This is a genomic window from Beduini sp. (genome assembly GCF_047239305.1).
In the GTDB taxonomy this organism is placed as follows: domain Bacteria; phylum Bacillota_I; class Bacilli_A; order Erysipelotrichales; family Coprobacillaceae; genus Beduini.
Map to the genome: position 1 here is coordinate 39,538 of NZ_JBKTEM010000014.1, position 21,073 is coordinate 60,610.

A 21,073-nucleotide genomic window follows, 5' to 3' on the forward strand; every position below is an offset into this window, starting at 1 on the left:
TTTAATGAAAAAGAAAATATTATTTAGCATAACTAATTTAATTGGTGGTGGTGCAGAGAAAATACTTCTTGATACAGTGAAAGCAATGGATAAAACGAAATATGATGTGTATGTTTTTTCTTTGTTAAATGAGGGAATATATATAGAAGAAATAAAAAAATATGCAACATATTTTTTTGCTTTTGATTTAGAAGCGTATCCAGAGCGATTGAGAAATTATATTCGCTTTCTTTTTTTAAGATATATTAAATTTTCAAAAAAAGAAAAATTATACAAGAAATATGTTCAGGGAGAATATGATTATGAAATAGCATTTTTAGAAGGACCAGTAACTAAGATAATTGCCGGTTCTAAGTCAAGGACTCCCAAATATGCATGGGTTCATGTTGATTTAATAAATCTGCCTGATAGCAATAAATACTATAGAAGTAAAGAAGAAGCGAAAGAATGTTATAATTTTTACAATAAGATATTATGCGTTTCATCTGATGTGAAAACTTCTTTTTTAAAAATATACGATGTGGATGAAGAAAAAGTGCAAGTTCAACTAAATGTGCTAGATACTAATAAGATACTAAATTCTATAAAAAATGTTACAGAATATAAGAGGCAGAATCCATTAAATCTTATTACTGTGGGAAGACTTAGTCCACAAAAAGGATATGATCGACTTTTAAAGTGTTGTGTTAGATTAAAAGAAGATAAATTGACATTTAAATTAAAAATTGTAGGAACCGGACTCTTGAAGGATACTTATCAAAAATTTATTGATGATAATAAACTAAATGATTGTGTTGAATTAACTGGATTTATTGATAATCCATATCCATTATTAAAAAAAGCAGATTTATTTGTATGTTCTTCATTAACTGAAGGATTTAGCACAGTGGTTTCTGAAGCTATTTTTTTAGGTACACCTGTACTTACGACAGATTGTGCAGGAATGAAAGATATTTTAGGAGACAGTGAATTCGGTCTAATTGTAGAGAATAATGAGAATGGACTATATGAAGGTTTAAAGCAATTACTTATGGATAAGGATAAATTAAATGAATTGAGAGAAAAAGCAGTAGAAAGAAGTCCTTTTTTTGATTTACAAGCACGTTTATATGAGTTTGACTGTTTATTTGAAAAAGGTAATGAATATGAGTGATATTAAAATAACAATTATGACACCTACGTATAATCGTTCTAGTTTCTTGCCTAAATTATATGAGACTTTAACAAAGCAAACAGTTGATTTAACGATGATGGAATGGATTATAGTAGATGACGGATCAACAGATGATACAGAAGATATAGTTCATAAGCTGAAAGAAAAGAGTCCATTTGGAATTAATTATATAAAATCAACAAATAGAGGAAAACATCATGCAGTTAATATGGGAATAGAAAATGCGACAGGAGAATTTTTCTTTATAGTTGATTCAGATGATACTTTACCAGAAAATTCAATAGAAAGAATTATCTTTTGGTTTACTACTCTAAAAAGTGAACAAGAAAAGTTTGCAGGTATTGGAGGCTTGAAATCTTATGAATTTAGTGGAGATGTAGGAGAATCGTTTGAAGGAGAATATTTAGACTGTTCTTCGATAGAAAGAAGAGAAAAGAATATAAAAGGAGATAAAGCTGAGGTTTTTTATACAGATGTAATAAAGAAGTATAGATTTCCGGAATTTAGTGGTGAAAAATTTCTAAGTGAATGTGTCTTATGGAATGAAATAGCAAGAGACGGATATAAAATAAGATGGTTTAATGAACCCATTTATCGATGTGAGTATTTGGATTCAGGCTTAACTAGAAATATCTATAATCATTTGGCTAAATCGCCGAAAGGTTTTTTACTATATACAATAGAACTTATGCAGTATGAAGCTAGATCAGAACTTAAAAGGATGTATTATGCAGGAGCATATCATGTTTTAGTAGAAAATATAAAGCTAAGTGTATTATCTAAAAAACTAAAAATTTCTGTCTTAAAAATTGTAGTAGGCTCCTACATATTTAGGATAGTTCAAAAAAGAAAGGGAAGGCGAATAAATGAATAAAAAAGTCTGTGTATTATTATGTACATATAATCGTAAAAAATGTTTAGAAAAAGTTTTAAATGCATTAAGTAATCAAACCCATCAAATATCAGGGATTGTAGTCGTTGATAATCATTCAACTGATGGGACTTTATGTCATTTAAATGCTTTAGGCTTAAACTTACATGAAAAGATTAATGAGGTACAAATCACTAATTTAAATAATATCAAATTTTATTATTATTTAAATGAAAAAAATGAAGGAGGGGCAGGCGGATTTAAAAAAGCCTTTGAAATAGGATTAAAGTATGACTATGACTATTATTGGGTAATGGATGATGATGTATTACCAGAAGTAAATTGTTTAGAAATTTTGCTTGAGGGAATGGATGAAAATCATAAAGTGTGCATCCCAAACAGAACTTGTGAAAATTTTAAAGATAATGCTGTTATAAAAATGAATTTTGACAATTTCTTTAAACGTGTAGAAGATAAACAAGTTATTTCAGATTTTACCGGAAAAGAAAAAATAGAAGTTGTGGATTTTGCGTTTGAAGGACCATTGTTTAATTCTGAAATTTTGTCGGAAATTGGTCTACCAGATGATAAATATTTTTTACTCTTTGATGATAGTGACTACGCATACCGCTGTACAAAGATAACAAAGATATATTTTATGGTTAATGCAAAATTAAATAGGCAACTACCATTGCCCAATATAAGTGAACCAATTTATTGGAAACAATACTATATGTTGAGGAATTCATTTGTATTTGATATGAAATATGGGAAGAATTTCATTTTTAAACGATTACGCCCAATGTATTTTTGTTTGTTTTCATATTTAAGAGCAATTTCAAAATGGTCTTTGCCTAGAATTAGATATACCAAAAAAGCATATCATGATGCTAGGCATAATTTATTAGGAAAACAGGTTGAACCTGGAGAAAAGTTCGATGGAAAGTGAGTGAATTGAATGTATGATTATTTGATAGTAGGTGCAGGTCTATTTGGTTCTATTTTTGCATATGAAGCAAAAAAAAGGGGAAAAAATTGTCTTGTAATTGACAAAAGACCTCATATCGGCGGAAATATTTACACTAAAGAAGTGGAAGGTATTAATGTTCATGAATATGGGGCGCATATATTCCATACATCTAATCACGAGGTCTGGAAATATATTCAGCAATTTGCTACTTTTAATAGATATACCAACTCTCCTATTGCAAGGTATAGAGATGAAATTTACAATATGCCTTTTAATATGAATACGTTTAATAAGCTTTGGGGAGTAATTACCCCAGAGCAAGCGAAGAAAAAAATCGAACAGCAAATCAAAGAATCAGGTATTATAGAGCCTAAAAATCTAGAGGAGCAGGCTATATCATTAGTAGGAAGAGACATATACGAAAAATTAGTAAAAGGATATACACAAAAACAATGGGGAAGAAGATGTGATGAGCTTCCTTCTTTCATTATTAAAAGATTACCCGTGAGATTTACATACGATAATAATTATTTTAATGATTTGTATCAAGGCATACCGATTGGCGGATATACACCGATTATTGAAAAAATGCTTGAAGGAATTGATATACGATTGAATTGTGATTATTTTTCTAAAAGAAAAGAACTAGAAACGATTGCTAATAAAATCGTTTTCACTGGCATGATTGATCAATACTATGATTATTGCTTTGGCGAATTAGAATATCGTAGTCTTAGATTTGAAACAGAAATATTAGAAAGCGAGAATTATCAAGGTAATGCTGTGGTAAATTATAATGAATATGAAATACCATATTCTAGAATTATAGAACACAAGCATTTTGAATATGGGAAGCAAGAAAAAACGGTAATAACAAGAGAGTATCCAGCAACTTGGAAAAAAGGTGATGAACCATATTACCCGATGAATGATGAAAAAAATAATTGTCTGTATGAAAAATATAAAGCACTTGCAGATAAAGAAAATAAAGTTATTTTTGGCGGAAGATTGGGAATGTACAAGTATTATGATATGCATCATATCATAAGTGAAGCCTTAGAGATGGTAGGAAAAGAGTTTAATGAATAAAATACAAACTGTCAAAAAGAATTTTATAATGAATTTCATTTTGACTGCGGCAAATTTTATATTTCCTATTGTAACATTTCCCTATGTTTCTAGAATTCTATTAGCTGAGGGAACTGGAAAAGTAGCATTTGCAGCATCTATTGCGAGTTACTTTTCTATGATTGCTGCCTTAGGGATTCCAACTTATGGCATACGTGCATGCGCAAGAATACGCGATGATAAAGATAAACTAAATAAAACAGTACAAGAGCTTCTTATAATTCATATGAGTGCGACTAGTTTAGCATTAATGTTTTATTTTATTAGTGTCTTTATAGTGCCAGAATTATATAAAGAGAAGACCTTAATGCTAATAAATTCTTTATCTATTCTTTTAAATGTTTTTGGAGTTAATTGGTTATATCAAGCACTAGAGCAATATAGCTATATAACTTACCGCTCTATATTTTTTAAAATTATATCCATAATACTAATGTTTTTCTTTATCCATCAAAAAAGTGATTATATTATTTATGGTGGAATTGCGATTTTTGCAAATGCAGGATCTAACATATTAAATTTTATTAGATTACGCAAGTTAATTAATTTTAAAAAAGTTGAAAGTTATAGTTTTCTAGTGCATATAAGACCGATTTTGGTTTTCTTTGCTCAATCTGTTGCAATTACAGTCTATACAAATCTCGATACTGTCATGCTTGGTTTTATGCAATCTGATATAGAGGTCGGGTACTATAATGCTGCAATAAAAATTAAGACAATATTGCTAAGTTTAGTCACATCTTTAGGAACGGTTTTATTACCTAGATTATCTTATTGTATTCAAAAAAATGATAAGATACAGTTTCAAACCTTAATTTCTAAGAGTATTAGATTTGTTTTTATAATAGCATTACCACTAACTATTTTCTTTATTTTATTTGCAAAAGAAACACTGATTGTTTTATCTGGAAGAGATTTTATAGGCGCAACGCTGGCAATGCAAATAATTACTCCTACTATTCTTTTAATAGGATTATCTAACATCACAGGTATCCAAATATTAACACCTTTAGGGAAAGAAAAATTTGTTGTATACTCTGTTACATTTGGTGCTATCCTTGACTTAATTGTCAATTATATATATATTCCTAGATTAGGAGCCGCTGGTGCATCTTTAGGCACACTGATTGCTGAATTTTCTGTTTTGGCTGTACAAATTATGTATACTTCAAAACAATTACATGAAGTTAAGTGTGGATTCAAAATTTTTAAAATAATTATTTCATGTTTATTTGCTTCAATACTTGTACTTTTCATCAATCTGTTTACCGATTTCACAGTCTTCTTCAGTTTATTTGTATATGCAATTTTGTTTTTTGGAAGTTATGTTATTTGCTTGATTCTATTGAAAGAAGAGTTTGTGGTTGACTATATATATAAAGGTTATTCAGCTTTAAAAACTAGGAGGTGAACTTTGTGATGAAAGAGTTTTTAATTTCTAAAAAAGGGATTTTTTGTATAAACTTAGTTCTCCTAATATTATTTGCTTTCTCAGGATGTATGAAGTATGAGGTTTCTGATGACTTTATCATGGAAATGGTGGTTTCTGGAGCTTATACAGGCTCACCTTCCTCATTTATTATGTTTATGCATCCTATGATTGGGATTGTTCTCTCTATGTTATATACATTTATCGCAACAATCAACTGGTATTTTATTTTTCAAATTGCGGTAATATTTACTTCATTATGCATTATATCGTATACGTTTTTGAAATATAAAAAAGATAATCTAAGCATATTGCTTTTTATGATATTTCTTTTGTTTTTTTCCAATGATCTATACTTATTGGTGCAATTCACAAAAACTGCGACGATCTCTCTATGTGCAGGATGCATTCTTATTTTAAGCAATATTTTAGATAGCAAAACGATAAATAAAAAAGAAGTCGCTTTGGGGATTTTCCTTTTTTGTGTTGGCTATATGATAAGAAATAAATGCATCTATATTGTTTTATTTTTTTCTGGACTACCAGTCTTATTTTATGGAATAAAGAAGAGGCTCAAATACATAGATTTCGTGAATTTGGTTAAAAAAGCAGGGAAAGTAATATTCCCATGTTTTCTTATTTTAATTGGATTAAGTCTTTTCAGTATAGGATTTGTTCAACGATATCCTGCGTTTAAAGCATATAAAACATATAGTGCATATCGATCTGATATTGTAGATTATTCTTACTACTCATATGAAGATAACCGATTAGAATTTGAAAAAAATGGAATTAGTGAAAATGATTTTTATACATTAGTTCATTGGAATTTCGGAGATATAGAATATTACGATTTAGATAAATTAAAAACGGTTAGCACTATTTTAAATGCCTATCGAGATAGCCAATATACGAGTATAAAAGGAACGATTGTCAATTTAATAAATCGCCAGTATAAATATTACGTAAGTGTTTGGGCACTAATCCTCATTTCATTGATTGGAATTTTTGCAATAAGAAATGGAATCTTTCAAGTCTTGGCTGTGAATTTCTTTGCTTTCTGTTTATTGTTTTTAAACATGTATCTAGGAAGACTAAACTATCGTGTTGAGTACTCTATCTTTTTAGCAGCCACAGCATTTTTGCTCTTTAGCATTCAAATATCTGAAAGTCGAATCGAAAAATTTAGCGATAAATTTCTAATCGCAGTTTTGATCGTTCTAAGTGTATGTAGAATACCAGTGTATATACCAAGTTATGGAAAAAGTAGTTATGATGCATTGTTTATTTCATGGAATAATGATTTAGCAAAATATAATGCTTCTTTTGAAAAAGAAAAGGATATGAGTGTTATAAACGAAATTAAGCAGAATCCAAATAATTTTTATTATTTAGGTTTTTATTCCAATATTCAAACGTTATATTTGAATTACAATCCATGGAAAGGGATTCAAAAGTCAGAATTTAAGAATGCTGCTTTTTTTGCGGGAATTGATACATTCCATCCGGATTGGATGAAGCAATTGGAAAAACATAGTATAAATAACCCTATGGAACATTTATTAAAGGAAAATGTTTATTTTATAGAGAACAGACCGATAAATGAAATCTTGACTTTTATACAAGAACATTATAAAGTAAATGTGGAAATGACTTTGTATAAAAAAATAGGGTCATATTATATTTGGAAAATAAGGTAGGAGAATGAAAATGAAAATTTTGGTAACTGGCGGCGCAGGCTTTATTGGCGGGAATTTTATTCACTATATGGTGGATAAATATCCGGACGATGTGATAGTAAATCTTGATTTACTTACATATGCGGGTAATTTAGAAACATGTAAACCTGTTGAGGATAAAACAAATTATAAATTCTATAAGGGTGATATAGCCGATAGAGCTTTTGTTTTTGATTTATTTGAAAAAGAGAAATTTGATGTGGTTGTAAATTTTGCGGCAGAATCGCATGTTGATAGAAGTATAGAGGATCCAGAAAGTTTTGTTAGAACGAATGTAATGGGAACTACGACTTTATTAGACGCATGTAATAAATATGGGATTCAACGTTATCATCAGGTTTCAACGGATGAAGTATATGGAGATTTGCCATTAGATAAACCAGATTTATTTTTTACGGAGGAAACTCCTTTGCATACATCAAGTCCATATAGTTCATCAAAAGCAGCGGCGGATTTGTTTGTTTTAGCTTACCATAGAACATATGGTTTACCAGTGACCATTAGTAGATGTTCCAATAATTATGGACCATATCATTTTCCAGAAAAATTAATTCCATTAATGATTTCTAGAGCTTTAGCTGAGGAATCGCTTCCTGTATATGGTACTGGAGAAAATGTAAGAGATTGGTTACATGTATATGATCATTGTGTGGCAATTGATTTAATTATAAGAAAAGGAGAAGCAGGTGAAGTTTACAATGTCGGTGGACATAATGAGCGAACAAATCTAGAAGTAGTTAAAACAATTTTGAAAGCATTGAATAAGCCGGAGTCTTTAATAAAGTATGTTGAAGATAGAAAAGGACATGATTTAAGATATGCAATTGATCCATATAAGTTAGAAACAGAACTAGGATGGAAACCAAAATATAATTTTGACACTGGTATACAACAAACAATTCAATGGTATTTGGATTATAAAGAGTGGTGGCAAAATATTCTTTCTGGAGAGTATCAAAATTATTTTAATAAAATGTATAAAGAAAAAGGGAGAGTGTAACATGAAGGGGATTATTTTAGCCGGAGGATCGGGAACTAGACTTTATCCATTAACACAAGTCGTATCAAAACAGATACTGCCTGTATATGATAAACCGATGATTTACTATCCATTATCTACATTAATGCTTGCTGGAATTAAAGAGATTCTAATTATTTCTACACCGCGAGATGTAGTTGCGTTTGAAGAATTATTGAGGGATGGAAGTCAGTTGGGATTAAGTATCGAATATGCTATACAAGAACAACCAAAAGGACTAGCTGAAGCATTTATAATTGGTGAAAATTTCATAGGAAATGATCGTGTTGCATTGATTTTAGGAGATAATATTTTTTACGGTCGTCATTTTACGACAACTTTAAATGAAGCTTTATCCAAAAAAGGTGCAACAATTTTTGGGTACTATGTAGATAATCCTAAAGAATATGGTGTAGTCACTTTTGATAAGGATTATAAAGTGTTGACACTGGAAGAAAAACCTGAAAAGCCTAAATCTCATTATGCAGTTCCTGGCTTGTATTTTTATGACAATGATGTTGTAGAAATTGCGAAAACAATTAAACCTTCTGCTAGAGGAGAGCTGGAGATTACTTCTGTAAATAATGAATATTTACGTCGTGGAAAGCTAAATATCAAAGTTCTTGGAAGAGGCTTTGCATGGTTAGATACGGGAAATCCCAACGCCTTACTTGAAGCATCTGAGTATGTTGGAGCAGTTCAGAAAAGAAGTGGTTTATATGTTTCCTGCATAGAAGAAATTGCATACATAAAAGGATTTATCGATAAAGTTCAATTGTTAAAATTGGCAGAGAAATTTGCGAAAACGGATTATGGAAAATATTTATTGAGACTTGCAGAAGAAGATGTCAATGAAGTAAGCGTAGTAAGGGGGTAATCGTGTGAAAAATACAATTATCCTTCTCTACGAATCTTGGCTAAATAAAACAGGAAATATTACTGGAAATGATGAAATAGATGAGTGGATTGAGCAACGAAATAACGATCTTGAGGTTCAGATAGAAAAAATATCTTTGAACGAGTGTAGTCCATGGTACTATGACGAAAAAGAAGGACAAATTAGAAATCAGAATTTATCATTTTTCACGGTAAAAGGATTCCAAAGAAAAAGAGAAAATGATGTCATATTAGAACAACCCGTTATTTTACAAAACGAAATAGGTTATTTAGGAATTATTTGTAAGGAAATCGATGGTGTATTGAATTTTTTGATGCAGGCAAAAATTGAACCTGGGAATATTAATAAAATACAATTGTCGCCTACAATTCAAGCAACAAAAAGTAATTTTACTCAAAAACATGGTGGTAGAAAACCGAATTATTTGGAATATTTCCTAAATGCGGTTGATCACGAAATCATCGTAGATCAAATTCAATCAGAGCAATCTTCACGTTTTTATAAGAAACGAAATCGAAATATTATCATAAAAGTACAGGATGAGGTTTTGTTAAAACCAAATTTTAAATGGATGACATTAGGACAAATAAAGCGTTTAATGAAAAAAGACAATATTGTGAATATGGATACACGAACCGTATTGTCTTGTATTCCATATTATAATCACAGTTTTTCAACTAATGAATTAAAGGCAATGGAAGCAAAAGCAAATGATAAAAGTTTATTTAAATCGATTTTTACAATGCATGATGAGTATATGATTCCTAGAATATATCAACAAATAAACAATTCAAAAATGTTTGATGATGAAGAAGATGCATTGGTTTCTCTAGATCAACTTTCTACGTGGAAACATATAGAGAAGGAAATGAAATGTGTTCATGAACATGATTTTAAAGTCATATTTTGTGACATTATGATTGAGGGAAGAGAAGTAACGAGATGGTGCCAGCCATTATTTGAGGCAACAGGGATTGCTTTATTTGGACTATTTATTTGTAATGATGATGGTGTAAAGAAATTTTTAGTAAGGATAAAGAAAGAAATCGGCTGCTTTGATTCTTTGGAATTAGGACCAACTGTTCAATTAGAGCCATCGAAAATACAGAATAATCAGGATCAGATAGTAGATTTATTTATGAATAAAATGAATCATAATGTAAATATTATACATGATGTACTACTTTCAGAAGAAGGAGGTAGATTTTATCATGAGCAAAACCGAAACGTTATTATAGAAATAAATAAAAATGAGATACATGCTGTAGAAGAGGAAGGTTATTTCTGGGTAAGCTATAGAACTTTAAATCAATTAGTTCAGGTTAATAATTGTTTAAACATACAACTTAGAAATTTAATATCATTATTAGAGGTGTAAAATGAAAAAAATTAGAATTGGAATTATATGTCCATCAGAAATCGCATTTCGTAGATTTTTACCTTCATTAGAAAAAGAAGAGAATTTCACATATGTAGGTGTTGCAATTGCATCAAAAGAAGAGTGGGATGGAGATGTTGCAGACACTGTAATTGAAAATGAATGGAAAAAAGGAAAGACTTTTGTAGATACCTATGGCGGGAAGATCTTCGAGAGTTATTCTTCCTTAATTATGTCAAATGAAGTTGATGCAATCTATCTACCACTGCCTCCTGCATTACACTATAAATGGGCAAAGAAAGCATTAGAAAATGATAAGCATGTATTTGTTGAAAAACCTTCAACGACGAATTATCAAGATAGTTTAAACTTGGTCAAATTAGCAGAAGAAAGAAAACTTGTATTGCACGAAAATTATATGTTCCAATATCATTCACAAATTTCAGAAATAAAGAAAGAAATTGAAAATGGAAAAATTGGTAAAGTGCATTCATATCATGCTAGATTTGGTTTTCCTAGAAGGGATAAAAATGATTTTAGATACAATAAAGAATTAGGGGGAGGCGCTTTATTGGATGCTGGAGGATATGTAATAAAACTTGCAACAAAGTTACTCGGAGAAGATATTACATTGGAGTCATGTGTCATGAATTCTTATGAGGATTTTGATATAGATCTATATGGAAGTTATATGTTTAGAAATAGTAAAAATGAGGTATTTATTGGAGAATATGGAATGGACTGTGAATACCAATGTATGCTATCCATATGGGGAAGTAGAGGAATTATGCAAACGGATCGTATTTTTACAGCCCCCGACAATTTGAAACCAAGTTTGAAAATAATTCAAAGTGGAGAAGTTAAAACTATTGAATTAAGCTGTGACTCTCATTTTAAAAAGTCCATATGTCAATTTTATAATGCTATAAATGACACTGCTGTAAGAGAAAAAATCTATAATGAAATACTTTTACAAGCTCAATTAGTTCAAAAGGTTAGAGATATTTCAGGAGGGATAGGAAATGATAAAATTTAATAAACCATCAATTACGGAATTAGAAATTAATAAAGTAGTTGATTGCTTGAACGGAAATAGCATATTATCAGGAGATGGAAAGTATACAACAGAAGTATATGAACATTTTAAAAAGAGATTTCATATTGATAATATGCTGTTGACAACTTCAGGGACTACTGCATTAGAGATGGCTTCTATTTTAATTGATTTAGAACCAGGGGATGAAGTAATTACGCCTTCTTTTACTTTTTCTTCTACGGTAAATGCATTTCTATTAAGAGGGGCAAACCCTGTATTTTGTGATATTCGAGAAGATACATTTAATATTGATGAAAATTTAATTGAGGACCTAATAACATCAAAAACAAAAGCAATCTATGCTGTTGACTATGCAGGTTTTCCATGTGAGATGGATAAGATTAATGAAATAGCAAATCGCCATGGTCTTTTCGTGATTGAGGATGCTGCTCAGGCGGTAGGATCTACATACAAAGGTAGATATGCAGGAACATTAACCGAATTTGGATGTTTTAGTTTTCACGAAACCAAAAATTATGTCATGGGTGAAGGTGGCGCAATTGTTGTTAATGAAGATAAATATATGGAGCGTGCTGAAATCATCCGTGAAAAAGGTACAAATCGAAGAAATGTATTACGCGGATTAGTAGATAAATATACATGGCATGACATCGGTTCTTCTTTTTTGCCAAGTGATTTATTAGCAGCAATTTTGTCAGCCCAAATGGAACGCTATGATGAAATTCTAGAAAAAAGAATGAATGTATGGAATACATATTATAACGGACTAGAATGCTTAGAAAAGGAAGGCTTATTGAGAAGACCAGTATTGCCAGAAGGTATCGAGCATAATGCGCATATGTTCTGCATTGTATTGCCAGATGAGGATACAAGAACAAAGCTAATCAATTCTTTAAAAGAAAAGGGTATTTCAAGTTATATTTGTTATGTACCTTTGCATTCTTCACCATATGGACAAAAATTAGGATATACACCAGAAATGTTGCCAGTTACTGAAGATTTAGGAAAGAGAATATTAAGATTACCTCTGTACGTAGACATGACTATTGAGGGTGCAGAATTTGTAGTTGAAACTATAAAAAAAGTGATTTAATAGAAAAGAGGAGAAAAAAATGAAAAAAGTATTAATTTTGGGGGTTGGAAATGCTCAAATAGATGCTATAGAGTATTTTAAAGAAAAAGGTTATGAAGTTCATGGATGTAGCTATAGCCATGGAGATAATGGAGAAAAGTATTTAGATAGATTTGCTTTAATAAATATTGTAGATATAGAAGGAATAAAGCAGTATATTAATAAAGAAAATATAGATATAGTTTACTCAGTAGGATCTGATTTAGCGATGCCTAGTGTTTCTAAAGCAGCTGAGGATTTGGGTCTAAAACATTTCGTTAGTTCTGAAACAGCACGTATTTGTAATACTAAAAACGTATTAAGACAATATTTAGGTGAGAATTTTGAAGGTAATATACCTTTTCAAGTGATTTCTTCTCAAGATGATGCAATTTTGCTAGAATATCCTTTTATTATGAAACCAGTTGATTCTCAGGGACAAAGAGGGGTATATAAAATAAATAACTACAGAGAATTTAAAGAAAAAATTTCATCATCTCTATCTTTTTCAAAAAGTGGTAAAGTAATAATAGAAGAATTCATTGATGGAGATGAAATATCAGTTAATACTTTTTCTGTAAATGGAAAAATTATATTTAATATTATCTCTGATCGTATCGTATGGAATGAATTTCCTGGAGGAATAATTCATAAACATGTCATTCCTTCTAAATATGGAATAGGCGAAGTAAAGAAAAAAATAGAAAATTTAGTTGAACGGGTATTGAATAAATTATCAATTGATGATGGACCTGCATATTTTCAAATTAAAATAAAAAATGGAAGCGAACCTATATTAGTAGAAGTCACACCACGTTTAGATGGATGTCATATGTGGAAACTAATTAAGTATTATTGTAACGTTAATTTATTGGATATGTCTATTAAACATCTTTTAGGTGAATTAGATAAACAAGGTATAATTGAAATAAATCCAAAAAAAGAAAGTGTGGTACTTGAATTTATGTGTCAACCAACTGGAAGTAATGTATCAAGAGATAATTTTAATATATCTTGGTCTGATTATCATAGATGGTATTATAAAAATGGAGAAGTGGTAAAGAAAATGAATGGATATATGGAAAAATGTGGATATGAAATTGGAGAATATCTATGAAGATAGCAATTGTTGGTAGCTCTGGCTTTATCGGCAGAATGCTTGTAAAAGAATGCGTTCAAGAAGGACATGAAGTAACCTGTATAGATTTATATCCGCCAAAAAATGTAGATAGTTACTTAAATAATGAACATGTTAGTTTTGTTCAATCAGATAGTAACATAGAAGATTTATGCAAGCTATTTATTGAAAAAGATGCTGTTGTTTGTTTAGCAGCGATTAGACCTTTAAAAGAGTTTGGATTTAATGAATATACTGCAAATATTAAAATTGCGACTAATGTAATGGAAGCTTGTTTATCAGTAGGTTTAAAAAATGCAGTTTTTATGTCCTCGAGATCTGTTTATTCAGATAATAATCTCCCATGGAAAGAATCTGAAAAAAACATCGCGCTTAATTTATATGGTGAAGCTAAAGCAGCAGTGGATAACTTGATTTTGTTTATGAATAAAAAATATGGCACAAAATTTAAAAGTTTAAGATTAGCACAAGTATTAGGATTAGGTGAAGTTAAAGGGTATTTAATAAATACGTTAATAGACAATGCATATACAAAGAAAACTTCAATAATCTATGGAACGGGCTGTGGAAAAAAACAATTAATATATGTGAAAGATGTAATAAATGCAATCCTAAAAGCATGTAAAGATAAAGAAGTAGATGGAATATTTAATATTGGTGTAAAAGATAGTATTTCTATAGTAGATTTAGCATCATTAATTTATAGAGTATTTAATAATGAAGGAAATTATATTTTGAAACCAGAATTGCCAGAAGATAAAAAGAATTATTTAATGTCAACAGAGAAAGCAAATACGATATTAGGATTTGAACCTAAATTTACAATTGAGGAAGCGGTTATTGATATAAGAAAAGAGTTAGAAAATGAAAGTAAATAAGATTAAGACATTAATTTTACTACAATTAGCTGTTTTTATATATTCAATTGTTAGTGTCTTTTCTAAAATAAGTTCATCAATAATAAATGAAGAAGGATTCTTTTCTTTTTTATTTATTACTTGCGTTATATTTATGTTCATAACTTTAGGTATATATGCAATTATTTGGCAATTTTCTCTTAAGAAAATCGATTTATCAATCGCATATGCGAATAAAGGCTTAACTTTATTTTGGTCAATTATCTGGTCTTCAATTTTGTTTAAAGAAAGTATAAATATACAGAATATGGTAGGCATAATTGTAATTATAATTGGAGTGGTGGTGATTTCATATGATTCGTAATTTGTCTATAGCATTAATGGTTTTTTCTGCATTATTAGCTGGAATATCCCAATGTTTTTTGAAATATAGTGCCAAAAAGAAGCATACAAGTATATTAAATGAATTTTTAAATATTCAAGTAATCGTTGGTTATTCTTTATTGGTTATTACAATGTTTTTAAACATTATAGCATATAGAAACATTGAATATAAACTAGGACCCATTATTAATTCTTTAACCTATGTATTTGTTTTATTTTTTGGAGTAGTTATATTCCATGAGAAGTTATCAAAAAATAAGATATTTGGAATTATTTTGATTTTACTAGGTATTTTTGTATTTAATCTGTAATAAAAATAGGAGAGTTATATGTATATTACTAACAAAATTAAATCAAATAAAAAAGAATACTTCACCATTTTTTTGGCTATAATAATCAATGCTATTTTATTTCTATATGCATTATCTAAAGGCACTTCATATTATATAACTAATGATGATTATAGACTCAGATTGATTTCATCTGGCGCATATACTGGAGATCCAAGTTATCAATTAGTTTTTATTAAAGCCTTTATAGGTTATGTATTGCAATTTTTATATGAAATAAATCAAACTATACAGTGGTATGATTTTTATACATTACTATGCATGTATCTTCCTACGACGTATTTATTATATACTTTAATAAAACAAAAAAAAGTAATTATTAAATTAATAAATTTTTTTATATATTTTTTATTCTATATTTTCATTTTATATAAGCATATAATGTTACCTCAATTTACTATTATTTCAGCTTTTTGTGGTTTAGGGGCTGTATGCAGTTTAATTAATTTATTAGAAGCCAATAACTTTAAAAAAAAATATGGAACGATATTTTTATTTTGTGTATTTAATTTACTTTGTTTTGGAATTAGAGATGAAATATTTTTTATGGTACTTGTAATGGAGGTGTTTATTTTAATTGTCAACGTACTTATAGATAAATCAATATTGAAATTTGTTTTTAAATTAAGTGCTTGTATAATTTTCTTGTGTTTAACTGTCCAAGTAGTTGATATAATCACATTATCTAATAGTGATTATATCGAATTTAAAAATTATACAAAATCAAGATCTCTTATTTATGACTATTATCCAGCACCTGATTATGAATTACATAAAGAATTTTACGATTCTATTGGCATGAATGCTGATATAGTTAATGCACTTCAAACGAGAACATTAGACGTAGACGATTCACTAAATACCGAAAATTATAATAAAGTAGCTGAATATAGTAAGAGCATTAACGAACAGACTATATACTTAAGAGTTCGCCAATCATTGATTAATACATTTAAATGCTTGATATCAGATAATATTTTTCCACAGATAGCATTAGTAGCCTTTTTATTTGCATTAGCAGGAATAAATATAATGAAAGATAAAAATGAAAAAGATATATTTTATTTTTTAGGTAGTATTGGATATATATTATTTGGTGTTTTTATATTGATTTTTAGAGGTAGGATAATGGACAGAATAATAGAAGCTATAATTTTAGTAATAATGCCTATACTATTTTATATTGCCTCATGTAAGATTAATTTAAAGATTGTAATTCCAAAGGAGAAAAAAAAAATATTATTAACTATAATGTGCAGTGCGATTGGAGCTTTATATTTATCAGGAACTTATTATATCGCGCGAGATAACATATATGAGCAAATTAATAATATTAAAACATTATCTATGCGATTAGAGGCTTTACAAGGATATGCAAAGAACCACCCCCAAAATTTTTATTTCTATAATGCTCTTGATTTTATAGGAGCAAGTGATCGATTATTTAGTGCAAGTTTAGAGAATGAAAAAGTTTTAAATATGGATTCATTAGGAAATTGGAATTCAAAATCTCCAAATTATTATAAAAGAAATAAAAAATATGGCTTTACTAGTGCAATAGATGGGTTAGTAAATTGTAAAAATGTGTATTATGTAGAATGTTGGGATTTTGACAGTAGTATTGAAGGACTAATAAACAACAAGTATAAAAAACAATCTTCACTAGTGGAGCAAATTATTGCAGATGATGGAACAATAATTAACATTTACGAAATTGTAAATTTAAAATAAAGTCTTTACCTTAATGTATAAGTTTAACATAAAGTATATTAGTAGTTAAGAAAATAGAAGGGAAGGAAAAAAATGATTTATACGTGTATTATACCTTGTTATAACTCAGAAAAAACAATATTTGAAGTTGTAAAATTACTAAAGAATTATTTTGAAGAAAATAAGTTTGGAGAGCTAGAAATTATATTAGTAAATGATCATTCAAAAGATCAAACAGTTGATGTAATTAATTCTATAGTACAATCCAATACAAATGTGATTGGAATTGATTTGGCTAAAAATACAGGGCAGCATAATGCATTGTTGGCGGGAATGTCTAAAGCAAGTGGAGATTATATTATAAGTTTAGATGATGATTTACAAACACATCCCTCACAAATTGGAAAATTAATAATGAAAGTGAATGAAGGCTACGATGTTGTATATGGAAGTTATGAGAAAATGAAGCAATCCACTTTTAGAAATTTTGGAAGAGTATTTAACGATTTTACAGTTAGAAAGTTAATAGGAAAGCCTAAAGGATTAGAGGCATCTAGTTTTTGGATTGCAAAAAAATTTGTAAAAGATGAAATAATTAAAGGAAAGAGTAGTTTTACAAATCTTCAAGGATTATTTTTACGAACAACTAAAAATATAACAAATGTAGAAATTGAACATTTTTCACGTAAATACGGTAGCTCCAACTATACATTAAAAAAACTAATACGGTTATGGGCTAGTTGTTTAAATTATTCATATTTTCCAATTCGTTTAACTTTAATAATAGGACCTTTACTTTTATTAATATCATGTATTTTATATTTTATTCTTTTTCTTTTATTTCTTAAAAAAACCAATTTGGACTTTAGTTTTTATATATTAATAAATACTATGTTTTTTTTGGCTTCAATTATTTTAGCTTTTTTAGGAATTATAGGAGAATATATTGGAAGAATGTTTATGGTTATTACAGATGAACCACAATTTGTTGTTAAAAAAATTATAAAAAGTAAATAAATTCACGAATGGAGGTGCTTTTTAAATTAATGAACGGAAGTAATAGGAATTTAAAAAAATTCAACCACTTTATTGATAGATTTTTATATAAGATAAAAAAAATGCAAAATAGCGAAGAAAACAAGCGCAACGGAAAATTTAGTAATAAATGGTTTAATAAGCCGATAAATAAGAAAAGGGTAATAATAATTTTAGCATGTATATTGATTAATTTAATCCTTTTTTTAATTATATATAATTACTTTGATATGTACTTCGCTACTAATGATGATTATAGGATGCGACTTATTGTAAATGGGGGCTATACAGGAACTCCATCTATCAATACTGTTTTTATTAAAACGTTTATTAGTAGAATTTTATGTGCATTGTATTCATTTAAAAATAATATTCCATGGTATGGAGTATCAATGCTTTTTTCAATGTATATAACTTCTACGTATTTTTTATGGACTTTAATTAGTTTGTGTAGAACTAAATATGCATATACTTTTACATCAATTTTATATATTATTTTCTTTATATTTATTATACAAAAACATTTACGAGAGGTTCAATTCACTATAGTTTCAGCTTTTTGGGGATTTTGTGCAATTATTTCACTTTTAAATATAATTGATAGTTGGGAAATTAAAAATTATGCTAATGAAAATAGTATTATTAGCAACGTATATTTTTATAGGTTTCATGGATTTGTTTTCACTTTATCTTGTGTTTTTTCATATAGCTATCGTGAAAAAATATTTTTAATGACTATTCCATTAATTGTATATATTATAGCTATTAAAAGTATTAAAAACAAAAAATTAATATCAAAATTAGTACCAATTTTTATTATAGCATTAATTGGATTATCTGTTGTGTTTATAGATAATGCGTATCATACAAATAGAAAAGACTATAAAGAATATAATGAATTTAATGAATTAAGATCTGAAATATATGATTATAATTATATACCAAAACCATATGATGAATATAAATCATTTTATGATTCTTTAGGATTAACTCAAGCAGATTACAAAGTACTTATATCGAAAACATTAGATGTGTCAGATAAATTAAATTCCCAAACGTATGACAAGATTATAGAGTATGGAAAAGGAATTTATAAAATCAATATTTTTGATAGAATATATAAAGGAATTACTCAATCTTTTGAAGGGCTTACCAATACGATTGTAAAATTTGAAGTCATGTTTTTTGTTTTAGTATTAGGAATTGCATGGTATATTGAAACTAAAATAAAAGGCTTTTCTTCAATTAGTAAACTATTAATAAATGGAACAATTGGATATGTAATATGCGGAGTAATAGTATTTATTATATTCGGAAGAATAATGCCAAGATTGACTGAGACATTAATCCTTATATCTTCTACTATATTAATTTATTTAGAATCAAAGCATCTATCTGTTTTAAATAATCGATTACCCTCTATTTCGATAAATTCAAATAATTTTTACTCACTATTGTTACGTGTTTCATCAATTATATTGGTTTTAATAATTTTTATTAGTTTCATTTTTTCAAATCAAAATAGATTAGCTAATCAAGAAGAAGTTTCTGCAAATAATGCATCAAAATTATATGCTTTAAACAACTATGCTGTAAATAATCCAAAAAACTTTTATTTCTATAATGCGAAAGATTTTATAGCATCTTCTGATCAAGTTTTAAGGGAACAAACGCATATCGTCAATACTGAATCTCTAGGGAATTGGCTAGCAACTTCTCCAATTTATTATCAGCGAAATAAAAATTATGGATTTGAGCATGCTATAGATGGATTATTAAATAGAAAAAATGTTTATTATGCGTGTACAGGTGATACCTTAAATTCTGTAAAAATATTACTTGAAAGTAAATATGATAAGAGATTGAAAGAAGTTGATAAATTTATATATAATAAAAATAAAGATAAAATATATATATATAAAATTGTTTCTACCAAAAAAACTAAAAAGGAGTGAAAATTATGGAAAAAGTAGTATTGTTTGCAGTGATTTGTTGTTTACTATTTGGCCAAACTATTTCTCTAAATGCAATATCGACTGAAGATTGTATAGGATCCGAAAAAAATTTCAAATATTTTTCATTAAGTGAAAATGATGTAACCGTTGAATTAGGAAAAAATATTCAATTAGATGTATTAGGAGAATATAGTCAAATTAACTGGAGAGTAGGAAATCCCCAAATAGCTAGTGTAGATACAAATGGGAAGGTAACAGCAAAATCCATAGGGAATACATATGTGTATGCAGAAACAGCGAATGGATTGGAAGCAAGATGCATAATCCGTGTTACAGCGAAGGAAATCAAGCCGACAGGAATCAGATTAAATGAGACGGATATAAGAGTGGAAATGGGAAAAAGCGTTCAGCTGAAAGCAACAATAACACCGGAAGACGCTAGCAATAAAAAAGTAAGCTGGAGAGTAGGAAATCCCCAAATAGCTAGTGTAGATGCAAATGGGAAGGTAACAGCAAAATCCATAGGGAATACATATGTGTATGCAGAAACAGCGAATGGATTGGAAGCAAGATGCATAATCCGTGTTACAGCGAAGGAAATCAAGCCGACAGGAATCAGATTAAATGAGACTGATATTAGAGTAGAAATGGGAAAAAGCGTTCAGCTGAAAGCAACAATAACACCGGAAGATGCTAGCAATAAAAAAGTAAGCTGGAGAGTAGGAAATCTCCAAATAGCTAGTGTAGATGTAAATGGGAAGGTAACAGCAAAATCCATAGGGAATACATATGTGTATGCAGAAACAGCGAATGGATTGGAAGCAAGATGCATAATCCGTGTTACAGCGAAGGAAATCAAGCCGACAGGAAT

General features: G+C 28.8%; 19 protein-coding genes. All 19 read left to right on the top strand.

Annotation, left to right across the window (positions count from 1 at the left end; all coding sequences use genetic code 11):
- Positions 1-4 precede the first annotated feature (4 nt).
- Positions 5-1,153: a glycosyltransferase gene (locus ACLRVU_RS13695; RefSeq protein WP_009269871.1), complete on the top strand. Its 1,149-nt coding sequence runs from the start codon at positions 5-7 to the stop codon at positions 1,151-1,153.
- Entirely contained in the window at positions 1,146-2,048 is a 903-nt protein-coding gene (locus ACLRVU_RS13700) for a glycosyltransferase family A protein (protein WP_036745214.1), read from the top strand. Before ACLRVU_RS13695 ends, ACLRVU_RS13700 begins: the two co-directional genes overlap by 8 nt.
- A complete protein-coding gene (locus tag ACLRVU_RS13705; RefSeq protein ID WP_009269869.1) occupies positions 2,041-2,994 on the top strand; it encodes a glycosyltransferase in 954 nt (317 codons plus the stop codon). The genes ACLRVU_RS13700 and ACLRVU_RS13705 overlap by 8 nt, the downstream gene beginning before the upstream one ends.
- 9 nt (positions 2,995-3,003) lie before the next feature.
- Entirely contained in the window at positions 3,004-4,104 is a 1,101-nt protein-coding gene (gene glf, locus ACLRVU_RS13710; protein ID WP_021420554.1) for a UDP-galactopyranose mutase, read from the top strand.
- The gene (locus tag ACLRVU_RS13715) at positions 4,097-5,554 is read left to right on the top strand and encodes a flippase (RefSeq protein WP_161129186.1); all 1,458 of its coding nucleotides are present in this window, start codon (positions 4,097-4,099) and stop codon (positions 5,552-5,554) included. Before glf ends, ACLRVU_RS13715 begins: the two co-directional genes overlap by 8 nt.
- Before the next feature lie 8 nt (positions 5,555-5,562).
- Positions 5,563-7,272, top strand: a complete 1,710-nt coding sequence (locus tag ACLRVU_RS13720) for a hypothetical protein (protein WP_021420556.1) — start codon at positions 5,563-5,565, stop codon at positions 7,270-7,272.
- 10 nt (positions 7,273-7,282) lie between these two features.
- Positions 7,283-8,311, top strand: a complete 1,029-nt coding sequence (gene rfbB / locus ACLRVU_RS13725) for a dTDP-glucose 4,6-dehydratase (protein WP_002606163.1) — start codon at positions 7,283-7,285, stop codon at positions 8,309-8,311.
- A gap of 1 nt (position 8,312) precedes the next feature.
- Complete coding sequence (gene rfbA, locus ACLRVU_RS13730; RefSeq protein ID WP_021420557.1) at positions 8,313-9,206, top strand: glucose-1-phosphate thymidylyltransferase RfbA; 894 nt, start codon at positions 8,313-8,315, stop codon at positions 9,204-9,206.
- Positions 9,207-9,210: 4 nt separating this feature from the next.
- Entirely contained in the window at positions 9,211-10,605 is a 1,395-nt protein-coding gene (locus tag ACLRVU_RS13735; protein ID WP_021420558.1) for an NDP-hexose 2,3-dehydratase family protein, read from the top strand.
- Position 10,606: 1 nt separating this feature from the next.
- Entirely contained in the window at positions 10,607-11,641 is a 1,035-nt protein-coding gene (locus ACLRVU_RS13740; RefSeq protein WP_021420559.1) for a Gfo/Idh/MocA family protein, read from the top strand.
- On the top strand, positions 11,628-12,755 hold the full coding sequence (rffA, locus tag ACLRVU_RS13745; RefSeq protein ID WP_021420560.1) for a dTDP-4-amino-4,6-dideoxygalactose transaminase: 1,128 nt from the start codon (positions 11,628-11,630) through the stop codon (positions 12,753-12,755). The genes ACLRVU_RS13740 and rffA overlap by 14 nt, the downstream gene beginning before the upstream one ends.
- Before the next feature lie 19 nt (positions 12,756-12,774).
- A complete protein-coding gene (locus tag ACLRVU_RS13750; RefSeq protein WP_021420561.1) occupies positions 12,775-13,890 on the top strand; it encodes an ATP-grasp domain-containing protein in 1,116 nt (371 codons plus the stop codon).
- Entirely contained in the window at positions 13,887-14,789 is a 903-nt protein-coding gene (locus ACLRVU_RS13755) for an NAD-dependent epimerase/dehydratase family protein (protein WP_021420562.1), read from the top strand. Before ACLRVU_RS13750 ends, ACLRVU_RS13755 begins: the two co-directional genes overlap by 4 nt.
- Positions 14,776-15,132 (top strand): EamA family transporter, encoded by a 357-nt coding sequence (locus ACLRVU_RS13760; RefSeq protein ID WP_036745217.1) that lies wholly within the window; start codon positions 14,776-14,778, stop codon positions 15,130-15,132. Before ACLRVU_RS13755 ends, ACLRVU_RS13760 begins: the two co-directional genes overlap by 14 nt.
- Positions 15,122-15,463 carry an EamA family transporter gene (locus tag ACLRVU_RS13765; protein WP_049999363.1) on the top strand — a complete coding sequence of 114 codons (342 nt, stop codon included), beginning with the start codon at positions 15,122-15,124 and terminating at the stop codon, positions 15,461-15,463. The genes ACLRVU_RS13760 and ACLRVU_RS13765 overlap by 11 nt, the downstream gene beginning before the upstream one ends.
- Before the next feature lie 18 nt (positions 15,464-15,481).
- The gene (locus ACLRVU_RS13770; protein ID WP_021420563.1) at positions 15,482-17,233 is read left to right on the top strand and encodes a hypothetical protein; all 1,752 of its coding nucleotides are present in this window, start codon (positions 15,482-15,484) and stop codon (positions 17,231-17,233) included.
- 72 nt (positions 17,234-17,305) lie between these two features.
- Positions 17,306-18,229 (top strand): glycosyltransferase, encoded by a 924-nt coding sequence (locus ACLRVU_RS13775; RefSeq protein WP_021420564.1) that lies wholly within the window; start codon positions 17,306-17,308, stop codon positions 18,227-18,229.
- A 29-nt stretch (positions 18,230-18,258) separates the two neighbouring features.
- Entirely contained in the window at positions 18,259-20,202 is a 1,944-nt protein-coding gene (locus tag ACLRVU_RS13780) for a hypothetical protein (protein WP_021420565.1), read from the top strand.
- Between the two features lie 5 nt (positions 20,203-20,207).
- Positions 20,208-21,073: Ig-like domain-containing protein (locus ACLRVU_RS13785; RefSeq protein ID WP_412892257.1), on the top strand; the 866-nt coding region annotated here is incomplete at its 3' end.

Bases quoted from the DNA above. Each gene is read 5' to 3' on its own strand.
- ACLRVU_RS13720 (WP_021420556.1), top strand. From the start codon at position 5,563: ATGAAAGAGTTTTTAATTTCTAAAAAAGGGATTTTTTGTATAAACTTA.
- ACLRVU_RS13740 (WP_021420559.1), top strand. From the start codon at position 10,607: ATGAAAAAAATTAGAATTGGAATTATATGTCCATCAGAAATCGCATTT.
- ACLRVU_RS13700 (WP_036745214.1), top strand. From the start codon at position 1,146: ATGAGTGATATTAAAATAACAATTATGACACCTACGTATAATCGTTCT.
- rfbB (WP_002606163.1), top strand. From the start codon at position 7,283: ATGAAAATTTTGGTAACTGGCGGCGCAGGCTTTATTGGCGGGAATTTT.
- ACLRVU_RS13780 (WP_021420565.1), top strand. From the start codon at position 18,259: ATGAACGGAAGTAATAGGAATTTAAAAAAATTCAACCACTTTATTGAT.
- ACLRVU_RS13695 (WP_009269871.1), top strand. From the start codon at position 5: ATGAAAAAGAAAATATTATTTAGCATAACTAATTTAATTGGTGGTGGT.
- rfbA (WP_021420557.1), top strand. From the start codon at position 8,313: ATGAAGGGGATTATTTTAGCCGGAGGATCGGGAACTAGACTTTATCCA.
- ACLRVU_RS13765 (WP_049999363.1), top strand. From the start codon at position 15,122: ATGATTCGTAATTTGTCTATAGCATTAATGGTTTTTTCTGCATTATTA.
- glf (WP_021420554.1), top strand. From the start codon at position 3,004: ATGTATGATTATTTGATAGTAGGTGCAGGTCTATTTGGTTCTATTTTT.
- rffA (WP_021420560.1), top strand. From the start codon at position 11,628: ATGATAAAATTTAATAAACCATCAATTACGGAATTAGAAATTAATAAA.
- ACLRVU_RS13705 (WP_009269869.1), top strand. From the start codon at position 2,041: ATGAATAAAAAAGTCTGTGTATTATTATGTACATATAATCGTAAAAAA.
- ACLRVU_RS13775 (WP_021420564.1), top strand. From the start codon at position 17,306: ATGATTTATACGTGTATTATACCTTGTTATAACTCAGAAAAAACAATA.
- ACLRVU_RS13770 (WP_021420563.1), top strand. From the start codon at position 15,482: ATGTATATTACTAACAAAATTAAATCAAATAAAAAAGAATACTTCACC.
- ACLRVU_RS13760 (WP_036745217.1), top strand. From the start codon at position 14,776: ATGAAAGTAAATAAGATTAAGACATTAATTTTACTACAATTAGCTGTT.
- ACLRVU_RS13750 (WP_021420561.1), top strand. From the start codon at position 12,775: ATGAAAAAAGTATTAATTTTGGGGGTTGGAAATGCTCAAATAGATGCT.
- ACLRVU_RS13755 (WP_021420562.1), top strand. From the start codon at position 13,887: ATGAAGATAGCAATTGTTGGTAGCTCTGGCTTTATCGGCAGAATGCTT.
- ACLRVU_RS13715 (WP_161129186.1), top strand. From the start codon at position 4,097: ATGAATAAAATACAAACTGTCAAAAAGAATTTTATAATGAATTTCATT.